This is a genomic window from Caloramator sp. mosi_1 (assembly GCF_028622835.1).
In the GTDB taxonomy this organism is placed as follows: Bacteria; Bacillota; Clostridia; order Clostridiales; family Caloramatoraceae; genus Thermobrachium.
This window is the reverse complement of record NZ_CP117677.1, coordinates 2,030,782-2,048,286: the sequence shown is the minus strand read 5'-3', so window position 1 is coordinate 2,048,286 and position 17,505 is coordinate 2,030,782. Positions and strand designations below refer to the sequence as shown.

General features: G+C 29.5%; 34 protein-coding genes and 4 pseudogenes. 1 reads left to right on the top strand and 37 read right to left on the bottom strand.

From position 1 onward, the window contains the following. Positions 1-130: 130 nt before the first annotated feature. From PL321_RS14505 to PL321_RS14475, 7 genes are all read right to left on the bottom strand, one after another. Positions 131-895 (bottom strand): hypothetical protein, encoded by a 765-nt coding sequence (locus PL321_RS14505; protein WP_273962497.1) that lies wholly within the window; start codon positions 893-895, stop codon positions 131-133. A 63-nt stretch (positions 896-958) separates the two neighbouring features. Continuing rightward, positions 959-1,168, bottom strand: a complete 210-nt coding sequence (locus tag PL321_RS14500; RefSeq protein ID WP_273962496.1) for a DUF4368 domain-containing protein — start codon at positions 1,166-1,168, stop codon at positions 959-961. Then, positions 1,168-1,593 (bottom strand): zinc ribbon domain-containing protein, encoded by a 426-nt coding sequence (locus PL321_RS14495; protein WP_273962495.1) that lies wholly within the window; start codon positions 1,591-1,593, stop codon positions 1,168-1,170. The genes PL321_RS14500 and PL321_RS14495 overlap by 1 nt, the downstream gene beginning before the upstream one ends. A 5-nt stretch (positions 1,594-1,598) precedes the next feature. Continuing rightward, the gene (locus tag PL321_RS14490; protein WP_273964593.1) at positions 1,599-1,679 is read right to left on the bottom strand and encodes a recombinase family protein; all 81 of its coding nucleotides are present in this window, start codon (positions 1,677-1,679) and stop codon (positions 1,599-1,601) included. A 20-nt stretch (positions 1,680-1,699) separates the two neighbouring features. Further along, positions 1,700-1,948 (bottom strand): recombinase family protein, encoded by a 249-nt coding sequence (locus PL321_RS14485; protein WP_273964592.1) that lies wholly within the window; start codon positions 1,946-1,948, stop codon positions 1,700-1,702. A 178-nt stretch (positions 1,949-2,126) separates the two neighbouring features. Beyond that, on the bottom strand, positions 2,127-2,504 hold the full coding sequence (locus tag PL321_RS14480; RefSeq protein ID WP_273962494.1) for a recombinase family protein: 378 nt from the start codon (positions 2,502-2,504) through the stop codon (positions 2,127-2,129). 54 nt (positions 2,505-2,558) lie between these two features. Then, positions 2,559-2,717, bottom strand: coding sequence for a hypothetical protein (locus PL321_RS14475; RefSeq protein WP_273962493.1), 159 nt, complete (start codon positions 2,715-2,717; stop codon positions 2,559-2,561). 174 nt (positions 2,718-2,891) lie between these two features. Between PL321_RS14475 and PL321_RS14470 the strand changes: the two genes are divergently transcribed. Continuing rightward, positions 2,892-3,197, top strand: a complete 306-nt coding sequence (locus tag PL321_RS14470) for a helix-turn-helix domain-containing protein (protein ID WP_273962492.1) — start codon at positions 2,892-2,894, stop codon at positions 3,195-3,197. 238 nt (positions 3,198-3,435) lie between these two features. Here PL321_RS14470 and PL321_RS14465 read toward each other — a convergent pair whose 3' ends face one another. From PL321_RS14465 to PL321_RS14320, 30 genes and pseudogenes are all read right to left on the bottom strand, one after another. Continuing rightward, positions 3,436-3,984, bottom strand: a complete 549-nt coding sequence (locus tag PL321_RS14465) for a hypothetical protein (RefSeq protein ID WP_273962491.1) — start codon at positions 3,982-3,984, stop codon at positions 3,436-3,438. A 259-nt stretch (positions 3,985-4,243) separates the two neighbouring features. Continuing rightward, positions 4,244-4,447: a hypothetical protein gene (locus PL321_RS14460; RefSeq protein WP_273962490.1), complete on the bottom strand. Its 204-nt coding sequence runs from the start codon at positions 4,445-4,447 to the stop codon at positions 4,244-4,246. Beyond that, complete coding sequence (locus tag PL321_RS14455; protein ID WP_273962489.1) at positions 4,434-4,865, bottom strand: hypothetical protein; 432 nt, start codon at positions 4,863-4,865, stop codon at positions 4,434-4,436. Before PL321_RS14455 ends, PL321_RS14460 begins: the two co-directional genes overlap by 14 nt. 28 nt (positions 4,866-4,893) lie before the next feature. Then, the gene (locus tag PL321_RS14450) at positions 4,894-5,226 is read right to left on the bottom strand and encodes a DUF262 domain-containing protein (protein ID WP_273962488.1); all 333 of its coding nucleotides are present in this window, start codon (positions 5,224-5,226) and stop codon (positions 4,894-4,896) included. Between the two features lie 31 nt (positions 5,227-5,257). Then, complete coding sequence (locus PL321_RS14445; RefSeq protein WP_337961185.1) at positions 5,258-5,446, bottom strand: M48 metallopeptidase family protein; 189 nt, start codon at positions 5,444-5,446, stop codon at positions 5,258-5,260. A gap of 279 nt (positions 5,447-5,725) precedes the next feature. Further along, positions 5,726-5,794 (bottom strand): annotated as a pseudogene (locus tag PL321_RS14440) (hypothetical protein); the annotation flags it as partial. After that, positions 5,773-5,967: a hypothetical protein gene (locus tag PL321_RS14435; RefSeq protein ID WP_273962486.1), complete on the bottom strand. Its 195-nt coding sequence runs from the start codon at positions 5,965-5,967 to the stop codon at positions 5,773-5,775. The gene PL321_RS14435 and the pseudogene PL321_RS14440, both read right to left, overlap by 22 nt. A gap of 9 nt (positions 5,968-5,976) precedes the next feature. Continuing rightward, positions 5,977-6,171 carry a hypothetical protein gene (locus PL321_RS14430; protein ID WP_273962485.1) on the bottom strand — a complete coding sequence of 65 codons (195 nt, stop codon included), beginning with the start codon at positions 6,169-6,171 and terminating at the stop codon, positions 5,977-5,979. Positions 6,172-6,433: 262 nt separating this feature from the next. After that, complete coding sequence (locus tag PL321_RS14425; protein WP_273962484.1) at positions 6,434-6,745, bottom strand: hypothetical protein; 312 nt, start codon at positions 6,743-6,745, stop codon at positions 6,434-6,436. A 228-nt stretch (positions 6,746-6,973) separates the two neighbouring features. Then, a complete protein-coding gene (locus tag PL321_RS14420; RefSeq protein WP_273962483.1) occupies positions 6,974-7,186 on the bottom strand; it encodes a type I restriction enzyme subunit R domain-containing protein in 213 nt (70 codons plus the stop codon). A 5-nt stretch (positions 7,187-7,191) separates the two neighbouring features. Beyond that, positions 7,192-7,965, bottom strand: coding sequence for a DEAD/DEAH box helicase family protein (locus PL321_RS14415; RefSeq protein WP_273962482.1), 774 nt, complete (start codon positions 7,963-7,965; stop codon positions 7,192-7,194). Between the two features lie 88 nt (positions 7,966-8,053). Next, complete coding sequence (locus PL321_RS14410; RefSeq protein ID WP_273962481.1) at positions 8,054-8,260, bottom strand: DEAD/DEAH box helicase family protein; 207 nt, start codon at positions 8,258-8,260, stop codon at positions 8,054-8,056. Beyond that, complete coding sequence (locus PL321_RS14405; protein ID WP_273962480.1) at positions 8,257-8,511, bottom strand: hypothetical protein; 255 nt, start codon at positions 8,509-8,511, stop codon at positions 8,257-8,259. Before PL321_RS14405 ends, PL321_RS14410 begins: the two co-directional genes overlap by 4 nt. A gap of 123 nt (positions 8,512-8,634) precedes the next feature. Continuing rightward, a complete protein-coding gene (locus PL321_RS14400) occupies positions 8,635-8,745 on the bottom strand; it encodes a type I restriction endonuclease (RefSeq protein ID WP_273964590.1) in 111 nt (36 codons plus the stop codon). 35 nt (positions 8,746-8,780) lie between these two features. Next, on the bottom strand, positions 8,781-8,978 hold the full coding sequence (locus tag PL321_RS14395) for a hypothetical protein (protein ID WP_273962479.1): 198 nt from the start codon (positions 8,976-8,978) through the stop codon (positions 8,781-8,783). Then, the gene (locus tag PL321_RS14390) at positions 8,975-9,142 is read right to left on the bottom strand and encodes a hypothetical protein (protein WP_273962478.1); all 168 of its coding nucleotides are present in this window, start codon (positions 9,140-9,142) and stop codon (positions 8,975-8,977) included. Before PL321_RS14390 ends, PL321_RS14395 begins: the two co-directional genes overlap by 4 nt. Positions 9,143-9,162: 20 nt before the next feature. After that, on the bottom strand, positions 9,163-9,714 hold the full coding sequence (locus PL321_RS14385; protein ID WP_273964589.1) for a DUF6155 family protein: 552 nt from the start codon (positions 9,712-9,714) through the stop codon (positions 9,163-9,165). A gap of 35 nt (positions 9,715-9,749) precedes the next feature. Continuing rightward, positions 9,750-10,037, bottom strand: a pseudogene (locus PL321_RS14380) (restriction endonuclease subunit S); the annotation flags it as partial. Between the two features lie 142 nt (positions 10,038-10,179). Further along, a complete protein-coding gene (locus PL321_RS14375) occupies positions 10,180-10,305 on the bottom strand; it encodes a hypothetical protein (RefSeq protein ID WP_273962477.1) in 126 nt (41 codons plus the stop codon). A gap of 73 nt (positions 10,306-10,378) precedes the next feature. Continuing rightward, a complete protein-coding gene (locus PL321_RS14370; protein ID WP_273962476.1) occupies positions 10,379-10,816 on the bottom strand; it encodes a restriction endonuclease subunit S in 438 nt (145 codons plus the stop codon). Beyond that, a complete protein-coding gene (locus PL321_RS14365; RefSeq protein WP_273962475.1) occupies positions 10,795-10,965 on the bottom strand; it encodes a restriction endonuclease subunit S in 171 nt (56 codons plus the stop codon). The genes PL321_RS14370 and PL321_RS14365 overlap by 22 nt, the downstream gene beginning before the upstream one ends. 14 nt (positions 10,966-10,979) lie before the next feature. Next, entirely contained in the window at positions 10,980-11,270 is a 291-nt protein-coding gene (locus tag PL321_RS14360; protein ID WP_273964588.1) for an N-6 DNA methylase, read from the bottom strand. A 17-nt stretch (positions 11,271-11,287) separates the two neighbouring features. Further along, positions 11,288-12,070, bottom strand: a complete 783-nt coding sequence (locus PL321_RS14355; protein ID WP_273962474.1) for an HsdM family class I SAM-dependent methyltransferase — start codon at positions 12,068-12,070, stop codon at positions 11,288-11,290. Then, positions 12,052-12,494 (bottom strand): annotated as a pseudogene (locus PL321_RS14350) (type I restriction-modification system subunit M N-terminal domain-containing protein). The gene PL321_RS14355 and the pseudogene PL321_RS14350 overlap by 19 nt, the downstream one beginning before the upstream one ends. Positions 12,495-13,007: 513 nt before the next feature. Further along, a complete protein-coding gene (locus PL321_RS14345; RefSeq protein ID WP_273962473.1) occupies positions 13,008-13,289 on the bottom strand; it encodes an ATPase in 282 nt (93 codons plus the stop codon). Between the two features lie 163 nt (positions 13,290-13,452). Continuing rightward, positions 13,453-14,145, bottom strand: a complete 693-nt coding sequence (locus PL321_RS14340) for a hypothetical protein (RefSeq protein WP_273962472.1) — start codon at positions 14,143-14,145, stop codon at positions 13,453-13,455. 71 nt (positions 14,146-14,216) lie between these two features. Beyond that, a complete protein-coding gene (locus PL321_RS14335; protein ID WP_273962471.1) occupies positions 14,217-14,501 on the bottom strand; it encodes a hypothetical protein in 285 nt (94 codons plus the stop codon). 373 nt (positions 14,502-14,874) lie between these two features. Continuing rightward, a complete protein-coding gene (locus PL321_RS14330; RefSeq protein ID WP_273962470.1) occupies positions 14,875-15,183 on the bottom strand; it encodes an MFS transporter in 309 nt (102 codons plus the stop codon). 14 nt (positions 15,184-15,197) lie between these two features. Next, positions 15,198-16,088: pseudogene (locus PL321_RS14325) on the bottom strand (MFS transporter). Positions 16,089-16,191: 103 nt separating this feature from the next. Then, complete coding sequence (locus tag PL321_RS14320; RefSeq protein ID WP_273962469.1) at positions 16,192-17,457, bottom strand: PDZ domain-containing protein; 1,266 nt, start codon at positions 17,455-17,457, stop codon at positions 16,192-16,194. Positions 17,458-17,505: the final 48 nt, after the last annotated feature.

The window sequence follows — 17,505 nt, the reverse complement described above, 5'->3', positions numbered from 1 at the left end:
CCAGCCTAAAATCTAAATATAATTTTAAGCTGGGGATTAAATTATATTTTTATATCGACATTATATTCCTTAAGCCAGATATTAACCTGAATCAAATAGGCAAGAGTTTGCGGACCACTCAAATCTGCATTTATTTTAGAGAAATAAAATAATCTACTAATCGTCTCCTTAAGGCATCTACCTCACTAAAATCAGTTGCTTGTATATAGTATTTTTCAAGTTCGTCGTGTAAATTCTTAATTAATGAATAAACTTCCTTTGCTTCGTTAATTTTATTTTTATATCTTAACTCTATTGTTTTTATTGGATCCTCATCTTCTTTTACAATATTTTTATCAATGCATTCAAACATATCTATGACTCTCTCATTCTCATTTACATCAAAAACGTGGGGTGCTGTTCCATCCAGCATTGTAAAACTAAGGGAAGGTATAATTATCATATCTATACTTGAAGGGTCAAAGGCACAATGATAAAATTCTACATCTAAGCCTGCCTCAAGTGCTGCCCTTGCAACCTTTTTAACCATTGTTGATTTACCTGTACCTGGCCTACCCTTAATTATAATTTTGTTTCTCAATCCCTTAATTAAATTCTCGTAGAAGCATTGTTGTCCTTGAGGAGTCATAGCACCAGCAAATCTATGAATCTCATTACCCTTAATATCAAGAGGCTTTAATCCCAACTCATCAATCAAATCCCTTGTAATTTTATCTGCCATCTCAAAATCCATTCCCTTTAAATATTCCTTTTCCCACTCATCGTGAATAGCTTTTGCTTCCCTCAAAATTGAAAAGAAAATTAAGTATTGCTCACTTATTTTATCTGTATAATAAATAATTGGCTTTTTGTATTTTCTTATCAAGTCGATATCCCAATAATCCCCAAAATTCAAAATTCTCTCAACTGCACCTGGATATTTAGGGTCAATAACGTGTGATAATTTTCCCTAAACACACTAAAACAGCCAGTGAATTATTATTTCCTGTTCATTTGTCCTTTTATCCTTTTCACCTATTTCTATATAGTCGATAAGCTCATTTACCATATCGTGGGTTAGTTTATCAAAATCTAAAAACATTTTTACCTTTTCCAATATCCTATTTTGCTTTTCCTTTGAGAGCTTTAGACTCTCTATTTGTGCCTCTAAATATTGTTTCCTCGCCACTAAACTATTTTTTCACCTATAAACTCTTTATTTAGTGCCATAAATTGCTCTTCTGTAATCGTCCCTTTAATCTTATCAATATAGATGTTTTTTAAAACAGTATCCCTTGTTTTAATTTCATCATTTACCTTTGCTAATTCCTTTTCTAAGTTCTTTACATCTACTTTAAACATTGTATCTTCTAATTCATCTGAAATTTCCTTTTCATTTAATAATTTAAAATGTTCCTTTATCCTTAAAGATACGATTTCCTCCAACCTATCAAGCCGTATTGTATGCTTTGAACAAAGATTACCCTTTAAAATACAATATAGTTTGCATCTTAAATATGACTTTTTAGCATTGTTTGTTGTCTTTTGCATTGTGCTTTTACAATCTAAACATCTAACCTTTCCAGCAAATATATGAGATTTACCTGTTCCCATACTTCTTACATTGCTTTTAAGCCTTTTTGTACTTTATAAAAAGTTTCTTTGTCTATTATAGCTTCGTGTGTATTTTCAACTACAATCCAATCACTCTCTTTAAGTTTTACTGTTTTTTAGATTTATAATTTAACTTTTCATATACGTGCTGAACCATATCACCAATGTACATTCTATTTTTTAAAATCCTTTTAACTGTTGTTTTATTCCAATACCCTCTGCTTTTATTTACAAAGCTATTATTAACATTCATACCCTTTAACAATTTGTATTTGCTTGGGTTTGGAATATTTTTTTCATTTAGCATATCTGCAATCTTTTGAGTACCATATCCCTCTAAATACCAAGTAAAAATATCCCTGACTATATTAGCAGCCTCTTCATCTATTACTAATTTATTTTTATCCTTTTCATCCTTTTTATAGCCAAAGCAGGAAAAGACCCTATGAATTTACCTGTTCTTTGTTTTACTCTAAATACCGCCTTTATAGATTCACTAATATCTTCACAATACCATTCATTAATTAATGCATTTACCTGCCTACTTTTTTATTGTGTTTATCCTTTGTGTCCACCCCATCTACCACACTTACAAAACGAATATTCCATTCAATAAACTTGTTATGAAGATATTTTTCAATAAGCTCCATATCCCTTGAAAATCTTGATTGGTGTTTGCAAAGTATAATATTAAATTTACCCTCTTTAGCATCTTTTATCATTTGGTTAAACTCTGGTCTATCCTTATCAAGTCCCGAGTAATCTTCATCGCAATATATTTTATATATCTTCCATCCCTTTTCATTGGCATACCTAATTAACATATCCTTTTGGTTTTGTATACTTTCGCTCTCATCCATTTTATTTGCCTTATCCCTATCTTCATCACTTAGCCTTACATATATAGCCACAACCTCCAAGCTATACCTCCTTCACCTTACTCACTGGCTAAGAAGTATAACTACCTACTTTATAATTAAGCAGATAGCTTTATCTGCTGTTTCTATTTTCTTTTTATTTATTAGTTTAACAACCTTCTCCTTTAGTTTCTTCTTTCTCTCTTCACCGTCCTTTGTAACAAAAACTTCAGTTATAGTTATTTTTTCAGAAAACCTATCCCCCACATATAACTCCTTAACTTAATTCACTTATCATTTTATTCAACTAAATTTACTGATATTACTTATATATTTGGCATCTATGTTCATTTTTATGTATTTTTCATTATTATGAATTTTTATAGACAAGTATAAACTTGTCCAACATTGTCAATAATCTAATCTGAAAGGGTGATTACTATGGATAACATACAAAAAGAATTTGGAAATATGGTTAGAAAATATAGAAAAGAAAAGGGATACTCAACCCAAAAGTTAGCTGAACTTTTAGGCATAAGCGTTGGACTTTTAAATAATATTGAAAATGGGAAGAGTGATGTGTTTAAACTTGAGGTATTATCTCAAATTTTTTACCAATTGAATATTCCTATACTAGAATTTTTAAATATATTTTATAAATCTTTTGAATTTAATGCTACCTTTTCAACATTTAACATCAGATACTTTTTGATTCTAACAATCAAAATGAAATTACTTTTTCCTTAAAAAATAATTTCTTCCTTCATATATTTTATTAATAATAATGATTGTTCTTATTACCAAATTGAATTAATTACATTATTATTTGAACAACAATTAGATATAATTAATAAATTTATAAATAACAAGGAATTAGACAATTAATACCATTGCCTAATTCCTTATTTTAATTATTGTACAGCTACTTCTGCCATAGTTTTATTATTTACTGCAATTTCGTTTTTAATTTCTTGAAATTTGTTATTCAATAATTTTTTGATTCATTCAGAAAATACACTACAATCTCTTTATATTCTGATATTTGCTCTGGAGTAATATTGGGGTTTGTATCTTCATGAATCACATTATTTCTTATACTTATCATACTATCTAATTTTCCTTTTATGTCAATTTCACTTCTTTCTTCTAATAAACTATCGCTATTTTCGTAATATTTTATGTTATCAAAAATATTTTGAATGCAAACCTTATTAAATATTTTTATTATTTCTTTACTTCCATGTTTGCCATAATTAAACTTTATTTTTAAATCTAATGGAGAAAATTCTCCTGTATTACTCCAAAAATTTATTACCTGTTTATATATGTTTTGCATTTTTTCTACCTTCTTATTTTTTATATTATCAATATTTTCATTTAATAAATCTAAACAATATTGATGTTTTAGTTCATTAGGCATATAAAATGAATTAATACTGTTTTGTTTAAACAAATTATTAATTTCATCAATATAATCTGATAAAATTTCTTCTATTAAAAATTCAAACTTAATTGTTAATAAAATTAATGCCATTTTGTTATAAATATTATATAACCTCATGATTTTTCACATTAGTTTTAGCAAGAGTAATTAATTCTTCTATCTCTGAAAATTTACAACTAATGTCATCATTCTCAAATTTAAAATCCATGCAACATTTATTCATTTATAATCCCCTCTAACCCTCTAATCCACTCTTCTAATCTGAATTCAATATTCCTTTTATCAGATGTACCTTTTGTTATTGAATCTCTAAATTTTTCATCATTACATTTTTGCTTAAATAAATTAATTATATCTTCTTTTTATTTTCTATCTTTTCTATAGAGTAACATTCAAATCCTATCAATATAAAATCTAAAATAGCTCTGTTAACCATATGTTCAAAGTTTTTAGATTTATTATCATACCTTCTGAATGCTTTATCTCCAAATACTAAATATGTTTTGTTTATTACATCATTAAACTTTTTTCTTAAATTTTCAAACATGTTCATCTTCTATATTTTTATTCTTCTCCATATAATAATTTAAAAATGTTTTAATCTTTCCTTTATAGTTATTTAACTTATATGTTTGTTTATCATAGTTATCAGATAATGCAAAATACCTTAATATTAATTCCCTATCATTCATTCTTTTATGAGGTGCTTTTAAACCTAATATTTTCATTAATTTTTGATTATTTGCTAAATCCTTAATTAAATTATTTAATTTTCCTCTATATAAACAATTTCTTAATTCTTGTTCATTTAGCTTTACAGAACCTTGATTTAATCTCATGAAAATATCATACTTAATTTCTGAATCAGAATCACTTAAAATTAAAATAACTCTTAATATTCCATTGTTTAAAATTCTCCTAACTTTGGAATCCAAATCTTTATATTTTAGATTGTTTAATTCTGTTAACACTGATAGCCCTGTTAATTTAAATTCATTATCAAAAATCTTTTAAAGAATTCAATCTCTGTAATCCATCTACTATATTCCAAGTACTATTTTCATCTTCAGATGCATAAATAACTGGTATAGGTATATTTAATAATATTGACTCTATTAATAAAGAAGCCTTTTTATTATCCCATATATAATTTCTTTGATATTCTGGATTAAATATTATCTCTTCATCATTTATCATTCGTATTAAATCTGCAACACTTTTATCATACGCTTGCGTCCTTAATTTCCTTCTCTCCTTTGGCATATTACATTCGTCATTATTTATAACACTATCATTATCTTCAAATTTTAAATCACTATCATCATATTTCATAACTCCACTTCTCCTTTTTATCTTTATTATTCTATAAGTCCATCCTTACCCCATACCTTCTTAGCCATTCTCTTCTTTTCTCATAGTCTGGCATAATTTTTGAAACTAGGTTCCAAAAATCCTTTGAATGGTTTTTGTAATATAGATGACACATTTCGTGAACAAGAATATAATCAAAGGCATCTGCCCTTGCCATAGCACATCTCCAATTAAATAGCAGCTCATCCTTTGATGTGCAACTTGCCCATCTTTTTTCTGCTCTTTAACCCTTATGTCAGTTGGTTTTTGCTAAAAAACTTTTGATAATACTTTAGCCTTTCTTTTATTTTTTCTAAAGTCCTTTGTCTGTACCACTCCTCCATTGCCTTTTTAATTAATTCTTCGTCCTTTTTATTTACCGTTACATAAAACTTACCTCTAAAGAGCCTAACCTCTGGCTTTTTACATTTTCATCTAAAATAATCTGGAGGGAGTAGTTTCTTCCAAAATACATAAAGGACTCACCATTAACATACTCCCTCTTTATTGGAGTAGTTTCAACACTATTTAATAAGAAAAGCTTTTGAATAATCCAACTGGCCTTCTTTTTACTATCTCTAACACTTCATCTTGGCTCATATCACTTGGTGCTACAACATTTATAATTTCAGGTGGCTCTACTGATATTTCAACTGTTTTTCTTTTTCTATACTCAACATTAAACTCTATCCTTCTTGTTCCGTACTGAAAATTTAGCCTCATATAATCCCTCTATTCCTTTGTAGAGTAATGCACCTTTGCTAAGTTTAATAATTCTACTGTCAGCTTATCTATTTTTTCCTTACCAAGAGTTTTAAAATATCTTTTAATTAAATGCATTCTAATACTTCTTTGTACATCACTTGTTTTAGTTGGATTTACAGCCCAATCAATTGGTGAATCTAATAAAATCTCGTCCATTTCCATAGTAATATTTTTTACAACATCTTCTGTATTTGAAGCAATATAAACTGCTGTTTCTTCTTTTACCTTATCTATGTCATCATCTAAAGTAATCTTTTTAATAGTTTGGTATAGTGCGTATTGCTTTTTATTTAAACCTAATTTTTCCGCCTCACTCTCAAGTCCCTTCTTAACTTCTCTTTCTATAAATTCCTCTAATTTTTTCTTTCTTTCAATCCAGCTGTTTTCTGTTTCATCAAGTATCTTTTGAAGTTTTTAAGTAGGCTTATATAGTAAACTGGGTTTTCGTCCTTTTTACGCTTATAACGTGTTTTATTGCATGCTCCATTGCCGAAGCCTTTGCCTTATCTGAATTTAAAGTATCCACCTTGTTTTTAAAATCATCTTCAAATAAAGTAATTGGTTTTATCCACTGAACTATTCCCTTTGAAATCAAATGCTCTTCTATAATTTTTCTTACCTTTTCTCCACAATCAGATATATCTAAATTCTTCTCTGGTGAATATTTAGCTTTACAAGCAGCCCTTATATATGATAACCATTTTAAATCATTTAATATGTCGCTTCCTACGTGCAAAGGTAAAAGTGCCTCAACGTAGGAAGAAAACTTTTATAAGCTATCTCAAACTCTGCTCTTTTATCCTCCATCTTTAACGCATTAACAAGTTCATCTAAATTATTTTTATCTACTCCCTAAACATCCTCATAACTGCTTCCCTTATAGAAAGCATTTCTTTATATATTTCATCCATAGAATACATAGGAGTTCCAAGTTCATCTTTATCAAATATAGAAAGTGCCTCTTCTAAAAGTTTGTTATTCCATAGTAATCAACTACATAGCCACATTGCTTTGTTATTGTTACCTTTTCTATCTTTCCATCTTCAACGTGCCTTTCAACCTCTCTTACACTTGTTCTGTTTACCCTTGCAATTGCTTGTAGAAGGTTGTGTTCTTTTAGTGGTCTATCTAAATACATAACCTGTTCAATTGGAGCATCAAAACCCGTTAAAAGCATATCTTTTACAATAATAAAGCATAGTTTATCCTTTTCAACTGGTTTTTAAACCTATTTATAATCTCCTCCTGTTGCTGTTTTGTTGTAAAATGTTCCTTTAAATGCACAGGGTCATTTTGACTTCCTGAAAAAATCACCTTTGCCTCAAAACCTTCCCCTAAAATATCCTTCATATGCTTATTTAATGCGTTGTAATATTTTACACAAGCTTCTCTACTTATACAAACAATTTGAGCCTTAAATCCATTAGGAAGCACATTTTCCTTATAGTGAAATAATATATCCTTTGCTATATCCTCAATTCTTGACTCTGCTTCTATTATAGCCCTTTTATTTGCGTACTTTTTCTTTATTTCTTCCTTTTCTTCATCAGTTTTGTCCTCAAAGGCCTCCATAAATATATCCTCTAAATTATCTCCCTTAATCTGAAGTTCTCCCTTTCTTCCTTCATAAACTATCTTTACAGTTGCACCATCTTCAACCGCTTGATGAATTGAATATTTATCTATATAGCTACCAAAGGTCCTTATGGTTGACTTATCCTCTTTATCTATTGGTGTTCCTGTAAAACCTATAAATACAGCATTAGGAAGAGCCCTTCTTAAATTTGCTGCTGTATCTTTATATTGGCTTCTATGAGCCTCATCTGCAAGAACTATTACATTTGATTTATTTGTTAAAACATCATACTCTTTTATAAACTTCTTTGTAACTTTAATACCACCTTCAACTACTTCCCTATCCTCGGTTTCATTTTCAAACTTTTGTATTGTAGTCATAATAATTTGTGGTTGTGCTTTTTTAGAAGTTCCTTCATTTCATCTATTGTTTCTGCCCTAACTGGAGTTGTAGTTTTAGATAATGCCCTTAAAAAGTGTTATATATCTGCTTGTCTAAATCTATTCTATCCGTTACCACCACAATAGTTGAATCCTTTAGTTTTTCTATTCTTCTTATCTTTCTTGCTAAAAATACCATTGTTAAGGACTTTCCTGAACCTTGGGTGTGCCAAATAACTCCGCCCTTTTGAAGTTTATCTTTTCCATTTAAAATTCTTTCAATTGCCTTATTCACAGCTCTAAACTGCTGATATCTACAAACCTTTTTATTGTTACTCCATTGTCTGTTTCAAATAGGACAAAGTTTCTCATTAAATCCAAAAGATTTCTTTTCTCTAAAACTCCTTGCAAAAGTATATTTTGCCCAAAGTTTTCTACATCTTCTATTTCGTTCTTTTCAAATGGATATGGGTCCTTCCATTCAAGATAATGGTCATACTTAGAGCTTATTGTTCCAATATATCCGTGATACTTGTTTAGAATCATTGTAAAGAAGTTTGTATAAAAAGCTTTGGATTTCCCTCGCCAATTGAAGGCTCTCGTTCGTTCATATATCTTCTAAGCTGCTCATAGGCCTCTTTTTGCCTATGTTTTCACTACTGCTTTTTTCTAAAAAGGAGATTTGCATTCAATTACAACAACAGGCATTCCATTTATAAAGACTACAATGTCAGGTATAATTTTACCTCCTGATAGTGTTTGAACTTCAAACTGCCTTATTACTAAAAAATCGTTGTTTTCTGGATTTTCAAAATCTATAAAGTGGACTGTATGAAATCTCTTTTACCACTTCCATCTAAATCCTGCTCTACTGCAAAATTTAGTTCAACCAATGCATTATATATTTTTTCGTTTATTTCAAGTAATGAAGCCCCCAATAAATTTGCATTTGTTATATATCTTACTGCTTTATTTAGGTTATTTTCATCTATCCAGGGATTTAGCCTCTTCAATGCCTTTTTAGTCTGTTTACTAAAACTACATCTGATAAAGACTCTCTTTCACCGTTTAATACTGATAGTTCTTCTCCTTTAACAAACTCATAGCCTAACTTTTCATTTATATACCTTACAGCAGGATTTTCAACTAAACTTGCTTCGTTACCTAAATAGGACATAAAGCCCCTCCCAACTAATGTTATTCTTCATCATCATCTGAATAATACCAAAAATAAATATCTTGTATATTATAAGCAAATCCCCATCCAATACCTGAAGACTCATCCATTATTTTTGCTGCTCTTTCTTTAAATTCTTGTTCTAAATTTGTTTCAAAAATTTGTTCTAAAGCTTTATTATATGCCTTCTCTATGTTCCCATAGAATTTTTCATCTATATCTCCAAATGTATTTGTAAATTCAACGCCCACTTCAACATAATACAACATTAAATCTGCTATATTTCTTGCATCCTTTGCTATCTTTTTAAAATCTGCTATTGCTTTATTTACAAGATTATATCTCATTTTCCCAAAACCTCTATCAGGTAGGAATTCGTTTTTAACAATCTTCTTATACTTTTCAAGCAACTCTATTTCACTCTCTGGATTTATCTTTGTTGTGTAGTATTCTTTAACTTCTTTAAAATTTTTTATAAGGTTTAAAATTTCATTTTGCAATTCTTCATTAGTTAATGTTTTTAGGTATTTTTTAAGTCTGTAATCTTTAAATTTGCCATAAAACCTCCTAATATGTATAATTTATATCTTAACTCTAATTTTTCCTGTTAACAATTCTTGCATAAGTCCTTTTTAAGTGTTTCAAGTTTTTCCTTCTTTCCTTGGTATTCTTCAAGCTGGTCATCTACTGTAAATAGAATGTCAGCAATTTTTGTTGTTCTGAAAGGGGGAAGAGGAATTAATGTGTTATATAATTTTTCTTTATTTAAAGTTGCTCCTTTTACTGCAATATCGATATTATAATTTAACATAGGTAACATATAGAATAAAAACTTATTATATATTTTGTCTTTATTTTCAATAAAGGCTGCTATTGCCTCATTTGTGTATATACTTTTTTGGTAATAGCTGTTTTCCCAATAGTTAACTTAAAACTCATAATAACAGTATTTTGAGGAACAAGCTTAACATTTGAATTTTTCACACCGAAATCAGTTATATATTCTGTGCTATCATCAATATATCTATTTACTGATGTTAAATCTTTAATTGATACCCATATATTCTTAGTTTTTTATTTATATCCCAATATTCTAAGTTATTTCTACTCGGTGTTCCTCCTATTAAAATCTCACACACTTCCCCAGCTTCTTCACTTCCCACTCCTTAGGTATAACCCCTATCTCTGTCTTCTTAAATTCCTTATGCCCTATTCCTTTTGTTAAAAGCCTTTGCATTAAGCCTTTTTAAGTTCTTTTGTTTTTTCAATAAGCTTATCAACATTTTCAATCTGTTCATCTACTGTTGATAAAATGTCAACGATTTTTGTTGTTCTGGAAGGGGGAATGGGTAACTCAAATTCCGAAAAAATCGACTTATTTATAATTGGTACTGCCTGAGTAGAAATAAAATTTTCATATTTTCTAAAATAGTAACTTAAAGAATAATATATGTATTCATTATCAATATCATTTTTGCAAACCAAAGAATTTATTTGTTGATTTGTACTTAGTTCTTTACCTGCAATACCAATTTTACCAATAGTTGAACCAATGCATGTTACTAATATACTACCACTAGGCAATTTTCTTGTTTTACTAAAACCAATTTTAGATAATTTTTTATTTGTATTGTAAATATATTTTTTGTAACCTAAATCAATAGGGAAACCCATAAATATTCTTCACCAAAGTTCTCTTTATCTGACGTTGTAGGTGTATTACCTGTGATTATTTCTCCAATTTCTTTTAGTTTTAAAAGTTCCCACTCCTTAGGTATCTCACCTATCTCCGTCATTTTGTATCCTTCTCTTGCCTTCTTCACCTGTCTCACCTGCCTTATATTTCTTCAAATCCTAACTCCTTTAAGTAATCGTTTAATTTATTTTCTGTTTCTTTAATTTTTGTTTTTAGCTCCTTAATTTCCTTTAAAACATAGTCTATATCTATTTCTTCCTCTTCTTCTGTTGTGTCTACATATCTACTTATGTTTAGGTTGTAGTCATTGTCTATTATATCCTGCTTATCTACAACAGAGGCATATTTTTCTATATCTTCAAACTTATCAAAGGTTTCAGCTATTCTTTGTATATCCTCATCTCTTAGCCTATTCTTGTTGCCATCTTTAATAAATCCTGCACTTGCATCTATAAATAAAACCTTATTTTTCTCTCAACTGTCTTATTCTTATTTATAACAAGTATTGCAGCAGGAATACCAGTTCCATAGAATATATTTGCTGGAAGTCCAATTACTGCTTCTACTAAATCATCATCAATAAATCCCTGTCTTATCTTTTGTTCTGCACCACTTCTAAATAAAACTCCATGTGGTACAACAGTTGCCATCATTCCCTTATCATTTAAACTTGCCACCATATGAGATACAAAGGCTAAATCTCCATAGGATTTTGGAGGAACACCATAGTTGAATCTTCCAAACTTATCATTCTGTGCCTCTTCATATCCCCAATTCTTTAAACTAAATGGTGGGTTTGCAAGTATTTTATCAAAGGTTTTTAAGTGCCCTGCCTCAGTGTGCATTGGATTTCTTATTGTATCTCCCTTTTGAATATCTGCACCCTTTGCACCGTGGAATAGCATATTCATTTTACATATTGCCCAAGTTGAAAGGTTTATCTCCTGTCCAAATAAAGAAACATTTTTAGGATTTCCTCCCTGTTCCTTTATATATTGAATAGATTGAATAAGCATACCTCCACTACCACAGGTTGGGTCATATATTCTTTCCCTTTCCTTAGGTTTAACGATGTTTACCATAACCTTTACAACTTCAGCAGGAGTATAGAATTCTCCTCCCTTTTTCCCACTTTTGTCTGCAAATTCTTTAATTAGATATTGATAAGCATCACCTAAAACATCCTCTGACTCTAAATTTGAGTTAGCAAGATTTACACTATCAAATAACAAAAGTAATTGTGAAAGTTTTTATCTGGTACCCTTTCCTTGTCATTATAGTTTGCTGTTGTAAGAACTCCAACAAGTTCAGTATTTTTAGGGCAATCTTCTATTGCCTTAAATGCCTTATCAAGTTCAGGCCCTATATTTAGGTTTAAATCCCTTAGTTTTTCCCATCTTGCCTCTTTTGGAACATAAAATGTTTCATATAATGTTGGGTCATCAAGGAGTACCTCTATTTCCTCATCAGGTATTCTCTGTTCTTTAAATTCATTTTTAAGCTTTTCTCTTTCTTCATTAAATTCATCATTTATTCGTTTTAAAAAAGCATACCAAATATGTAATCCTTGTATTCTGGAGCAGAAAGCTCTCCTCTTAATATATCTGCACACTGCCAAAGTATTGATTCTAATTCCTGTAAAGTAAGTTTTGCCATAGGTATAACCTCCATCTATATAAAAAATTATTTTCTTCCCATAAATATTTTAACATAAATTAAAAAATTAACATATACCACAACAGACTTCTTGCCTATAATATTTTTAGAAAAATTTGTAATAAATAGTTACTCTATTTGTAGGATTAACATCTTAATAGAAAGTCAAACAAAGGAAATTGAAAAGACCATTAAAGTCGCTAAATGACAAAATTAACTCCTTACTTAACAATTACAGCCGTCAGATAGAAGATTTTGTAGGCATATATAGCAGCGATAATGTCAAAGTTACTCTTAACTTAAATAAAAGATTAAACAAGAACTAAAAACACTGCTTGAGCAAAACTACAAAATTAAAAATAACGATTCTAAATTAATAAATACTGCTCTCTTAATAGCACTTCTTACGGAAAAGAATAAAAGGATATAAAATAATGGTAGTTCAGCAGGTCTTCAGCCTACTGAACTACCATTATACTTATAAAGCAGGTATGTATATACTTCTTAGTGTGTTTATGAAGCATTAACGTGTGGTGCTGTTCCATCAACAATTGCAATGTTTAAATCATTAATTACTATACCATCTAATGAATCCATATCGGCAGAACAATAAACATAATCTACATCAAAACCCTTTGCTTCAAGTTCATACCCTATTTTATGCATAAAGCTTGATTTTCCACATCCTGGCCCACCTTTGATGATGTATATTTTATCCCTTCCCTTAAGTACATAGTCAAAATAGGAAACAAATCCTGCTGAAGTATTAGCAGAGGCAAAGTATTTTTTACCCATATAAACCTCCATAGATATTCTTACATAAACTATAATATGAAGAGAGGCTCAAATTAGTGCCTCCCTTTACATTTTTTAATTTTTTATTTTCGCAGCAGCTACTCCACTTTTAAAAGTTAAATACCTTTGTAAGTTTTACACTTAAAAGGTGTTTAACTACCTTTTAACATTCACCACATATCAATTTGTTTATATCTTCTAATTTAGACTCTAATACAACTTCAAGTTCAATAACTCTACTTAATACCTTTGAAACAGATTTATTTACTTCAATTATATCTTCTGTTTTAACATTGTTTAGTTCTAACACCTTCTGTATCTTCTCTCCTTCTGCATTAATTATATGAGCAAGACCTGCTTCTTGAAGTGCTATTGACTCTATCAAATCTCCAATAGGCAATGTTTTTGGTACAACTTCACAAGAAGGTCCACAAATTGCCTTTTCCTTTACTTGTGCTGGTGTTGGTCCTCCCTTTGCCGCTACATCAACCTCTGTTGATTTATATATCCCTTCTAAAGTTATGCAATATAAAACTGGACTCTCTTCTTTTTCTACTCCAACATCAAACTTAATTCCGAAAAAGCCTAAGAAATTACCTATTTCATACTCTACATCTTTTATAAGCTCAACACCATTTCTTGTAACTGATATTAATTTTTCTTCTAAAAGCTCCTCGCAGGCTTCAAAGGCACCAAGTATCCAATTACTAAGTCCAGGATTTCCTGCAACTGAAACGCTATAACACCAAATTGAATTACCATTTTCAACCTTTACACCATCAAAATTAATTGTATAAACTGCGGTAGGTTGCTCAGGAGGTACTAAGAAGGTTACACTTTGAGAACATACAAGCATAGAATTCACCCCACAAATATTTCACAAATTTAATATTCTTATGTGCCGTAAACAACTTAACATTTAAATTATTAATCGTGACAATCACAACAGTAAAGTTTAATTACCTCTTCCAATTTTAGTTCTAAAACTATTTCCAATTTAATAACCTTTGTTAAAACATCTAAAACAGATTCGTTTACAGATATTAATTCTTGAATTGAAACGTTTTCTGCCTGCAGAGCCGCTTGTATTTTCTCTCCTTCTGCATTAATTATATGAGCAAGACCTGCTTCTTGAAGTGCTATTGATTCGAGTAAATCTACAACTGCTTGGCAAGTTGTAGTATCAGATGGATTTATAACTGGCATAGACATAAATATTCACTCCTTAAATAAATTTAAAATTTTTATAATAACTTTTTTCCTAAGATATAATATTCTAAATATAAATTAATGTTAATATTAAGATATACCACCAAAAATTGTATTAAAATTTATACAACTTATAATTTATAAAATAAAATCATATAACATAAATTATATCTATGCCAATTACTATATGAACAAATTCAACATAATGTTTATATAATTTTTTAATTTAACAGTTGAACTTAAAATATAACATCTTAATACAATCAATCTATAACATCTTAACATTTATACATAGCATATTTTAGTTTATTCTTTGTAAATTTATTTAAAGAAAATTAAAAGAATTTTAATTACATTTTTGTCTATACATAAATTTTTATTTAATTAATTCCCTTCGCCTTTTGAAAAGTATTAAAAAGCCAATAAAGCCAATCACTCCACTTATTATAAACACGTTATTAGCACCAAAATACTTTGCCAATGTCCCAGCGTATATACTTCCGATTGGTGTTAACCCTCCAAAAACCAGAGAATATACACTCATTATTCTACCTCTCATATCATCAGGAGAATTAAACTGCAATATGCTATTAGAGGTTGTACTAAACAATATCATAAATAGTCCTATTAATATTAAAACCACAACTGACAAAGTATAACTTCTCATTAAACCCATTACCATCATAAAAATTGATAGTCCTAAAGCCCCAAACAGCTGTAGATAAACCGCTCTTTGTTTACTCCCTTTACCGCTACTATAACAGCACCAATTAAGGCTCCAAACCCAATTGAAGATAAAAGTATTCCATATGCCTTTTCATTTAGCATCAAATAATCTTTTGTATAAATTGGAATTAATACATTAAAATTCATACAAAATGTAGGGATAATAACTAATGCGATTATAGTATAAAACAATTTGGGATTTACCCTAATATATTTTAATCCATCTATAATTTCCTTCTTTGGATCCTTTAATTCGCCTTTAGAAGGTATATCTTTCATTCTCATTGATAACAATCCCAGCAATACTGCTAAAAAACTCATTGCATTTAATAAAAAGCACCACTTTGCACCAAGGTCTGCCATAATCTTACCTGCTATTGCTGGCCCGATTAATCGTGCTGAGTTAAATGCCGCTGAATTTAAAGCTATTGCATTCATCAAATGCTTTTTGCCTTCAACAAGTTCAACTACAAAGGCTTGACGTGTTGGATTATCAAGGGATTGTATAGTACCTACAAAAATAAAAGTATTAGGATGATAGGATAGGATAATAGATTAAAGTACATTAATATGTAAAAAATAGGGCAATAATTAACAATGCACTTTGTGTAAAAATTAATATTTTTCGCTTTGGAAACCTTTCTATTATTAAACCTGAAAAAGAGAAAATATAAGTAGAGGAATAAATTGAACTGCTGTCATAAGCCCAGAAAGGAAACCATCTCTTGTAATAGAATATACTAACCAACTTAATGCCGCATTTTGCATCCAAGTTCCAATTAAGGATATAACTTGTCCAATCCAAAATAATTTATAGTTTCTATGCGTGAATGCTGGAAAATATTCTCTAATTATATACCTCAACACCATCATCCCCTATTACCATTATTATTTTCTTAATAATTTTAACATTTATTTTACAAAAATACTATAGAAAAAGGAGATAAGAAACATTTTCTTATCTCCTTTATTTATTCTCTAAATCCATCACAGGTATATATCCCTCATCCTCAGGAATTGTAATTATGCCTAACGAACCTATTTCTGTACGATAATTATAATATTCAAGACTTTTAACCCTTCCATCTAACTTTACAACATCAATCCATAGATATCTATCTGCCTCGTCTAAAACAACCTTAGCATCGTAAAGAGTATTAACTCTTATGTTGTTTATAGAAATTATCTTATCCCCTGTCTCTATTCCCATTTTTTCTGCTGGTGAATTAGGAACAACATCTAATATCTTTATTCCATCGTAGGTATTTTCCCACAATGCATCTAAAGTCTTTTCTTTCTTTCTATTTAGAATAATTATAAGTTCGTGAAAAACAGGAGAAAATATTGCAGCAATAAACTTAAACACGTATATTTTCATTGATATAATAACAAGAATAAATAGTGTTATGCTAAATAGAAATAAATGTATAGATGACTCCTTTGCCTTTTGTTTTGGCATTCTGCTTATTGTAAAATCACCATAACCAAGTATTGCAAACAAAGGTGTTAAAGTAAATACAGCATCACTTAAATCTTTAGGCAATCCCTCTGGTCGAATTAGAGGCCACCAATCTGGAGTTGGTATTGTATCGCCGCTCATAGGTGTTAATGATAGTAGAATCAGTATCATTAATGGTATTATCCAAAACCTTGTTAATATAAATCCTCCAACAATCTTATCATCCTTCTTAAAAAACATTGGCACAGGATATCTTGCACCATCAAAATACATAAGTATTGATTCAACAAGATGTAAAAGTGAAACAAGTATTAAAATTGCAGTTATATCTATATTCAAAAGATTCCTTAATATTGGAACTTCACTTATATTAACTATACCTTTTGAATTTAAAAGGCTTAATATAAGACTAAGTAGGCTAACGATTCCACCTGAGTAGGATAAACATATAAAATGGGAATCAAATAACATAACCAACAGCAGGGATAAAATTATTATAAATATTGCCCCCTCAAGTTTACCAAAGGTTATACCAAAAACGGTAATAAAAATGCTTATAAGCATTCCACTTAATATTCCTGCAAGAATTGAAGATGCCATCATCTCCATCTTCTTATACTTTACAACTCCATATACATCCTTTTGGATTGTCTCTAATCTTTTATATTGAAAAAACAAAATAAAAAACATTATCCAAAATATAGGTTCAAATAAAAAGGATAAAACAACCTGTGCATAATTCCTTATAGATTCCCATATTAGTTTTGATATCATACAAACCCTCCACTTAATCAATTAGATTTTTAGCCCCCAAGTAGTCTT

Bases quoted from the DNA above. Each gene is read 5' to 3' on its own strand.
- PL321_RS14495 (WP_273962495.1), bottom strand. From the start codon at position 1,593: ATGGGAACAGGTAAATCTCATATATTTGCTGGAAAGGTTAGATGTTTA.
- PL321_RS14430 (WP_273962485.1), bottom strand. From the start codon at position 6,171: ATGGAAATGGACGAGATTTTATTAGATTCACCAATTGATTGGGCTGTA.
- PL321_RS14460 (WP_273962490.1), bottom strand. From the start codon at position 4,447: ATGAACATGTTTGAAAATTTAAGAAAAAAGTTTAATGATGTAATAAAC.
- PL321_RS14370 (WP_273962476.1), bottom strand. From the start codon at position 10,816: ATGGGTTTCCCTATTGATTTAGGTTACAAAAAATATATTTACAATACA.
- PL321_RS14345 (WP_273962473.1), bottom strand. From the start codon at position 13,289: ATGGGTAAAAAATACTTTGCCTCTGCTAATACTTCAGCAGGATTTGTT.
- PL321_RS14435 (WP_273962486.1), bottom strand. From the start codon at position 5,967: ATGAGGCTAAATTTTCAGTACGGAACAAGAAGGATAGAGTTTAATGTT.
- PL321_RS14405 (WP_273962480.1), bottom strand. From the start codon at position 8,511: ATGATTCTAAACAAGTATCACGGATATATTGGAACAATAAGCTCTAAG.
- PL321_RS14415 (WP_273962482.1), bottom strand. From the start codon at position 7,965: ATGACTACAATACAAAAGTTTGAAAATGAAACCGAGGATAGGGAAGTA.
- PL321_RS14320 (WP_273962469.1), bottom strand. From the start codon at position 17,457: ATGATATCAAAACTAATATGGGAATCTATAAGGAATTATGCACAGGTT.
- PL321_RS14420 (WP_273962483.1), bottom strand. From the start codon at position 7,186: ATGCTTTTAACGGGTTTTGATGCTCCAATTGAACAGGTTATGTATTTA.
- PL321_RS14390 (WP_273962478.1), bottom strand. From the start codon at position 9,142: ATGTCCTATTTAGGTAACGAAGCAAGTTTAGTTGAAAATCCTGCTGTA.
- PL321_RS14330 (WP_273962470.1), bottom strand. From the start codon at position 15,183: ATGATGGTAATGGGTTTAATGAGAAGTTATACTTTGTCAGTTGTGGTT.
- PL321_RS14465 (WP_273962491.1), bottom strand. From the start codon at position 3,984: ATGGCATTAATTTTATTAACAATTAAGTTTGAATTTTTAATAGAAGAA.
- PL321_RS14335 (WP_273962471.1), bottom strand. From the start codon at position 14,501: ATGTCTATGCCAGTTATAAATCCATCTGATACTACAACTTGCCAAGCA.
- PL321_RS14450 (WP_273962488.1), bottom strand. From the start codon at position 5,226: ATGAAATATGATGATAGTGATTTAAAATTTGAAGATAATGATAGTGTT.
- PL321_RS14340 (WP_273962472.1), bottom strand. From the start codon at position 14,145: ATGCTTGTATGTTCTCAAAGTGTAACCTTCTTAGTACCTCCTGAGCAA.
- PL321_RS14470 (WP_273962492.1), top strand. From the start codon at position 2,892: ATGGATAACATACAAAAAGAATTTGGAAATATGGTTAGAAAATATAGA.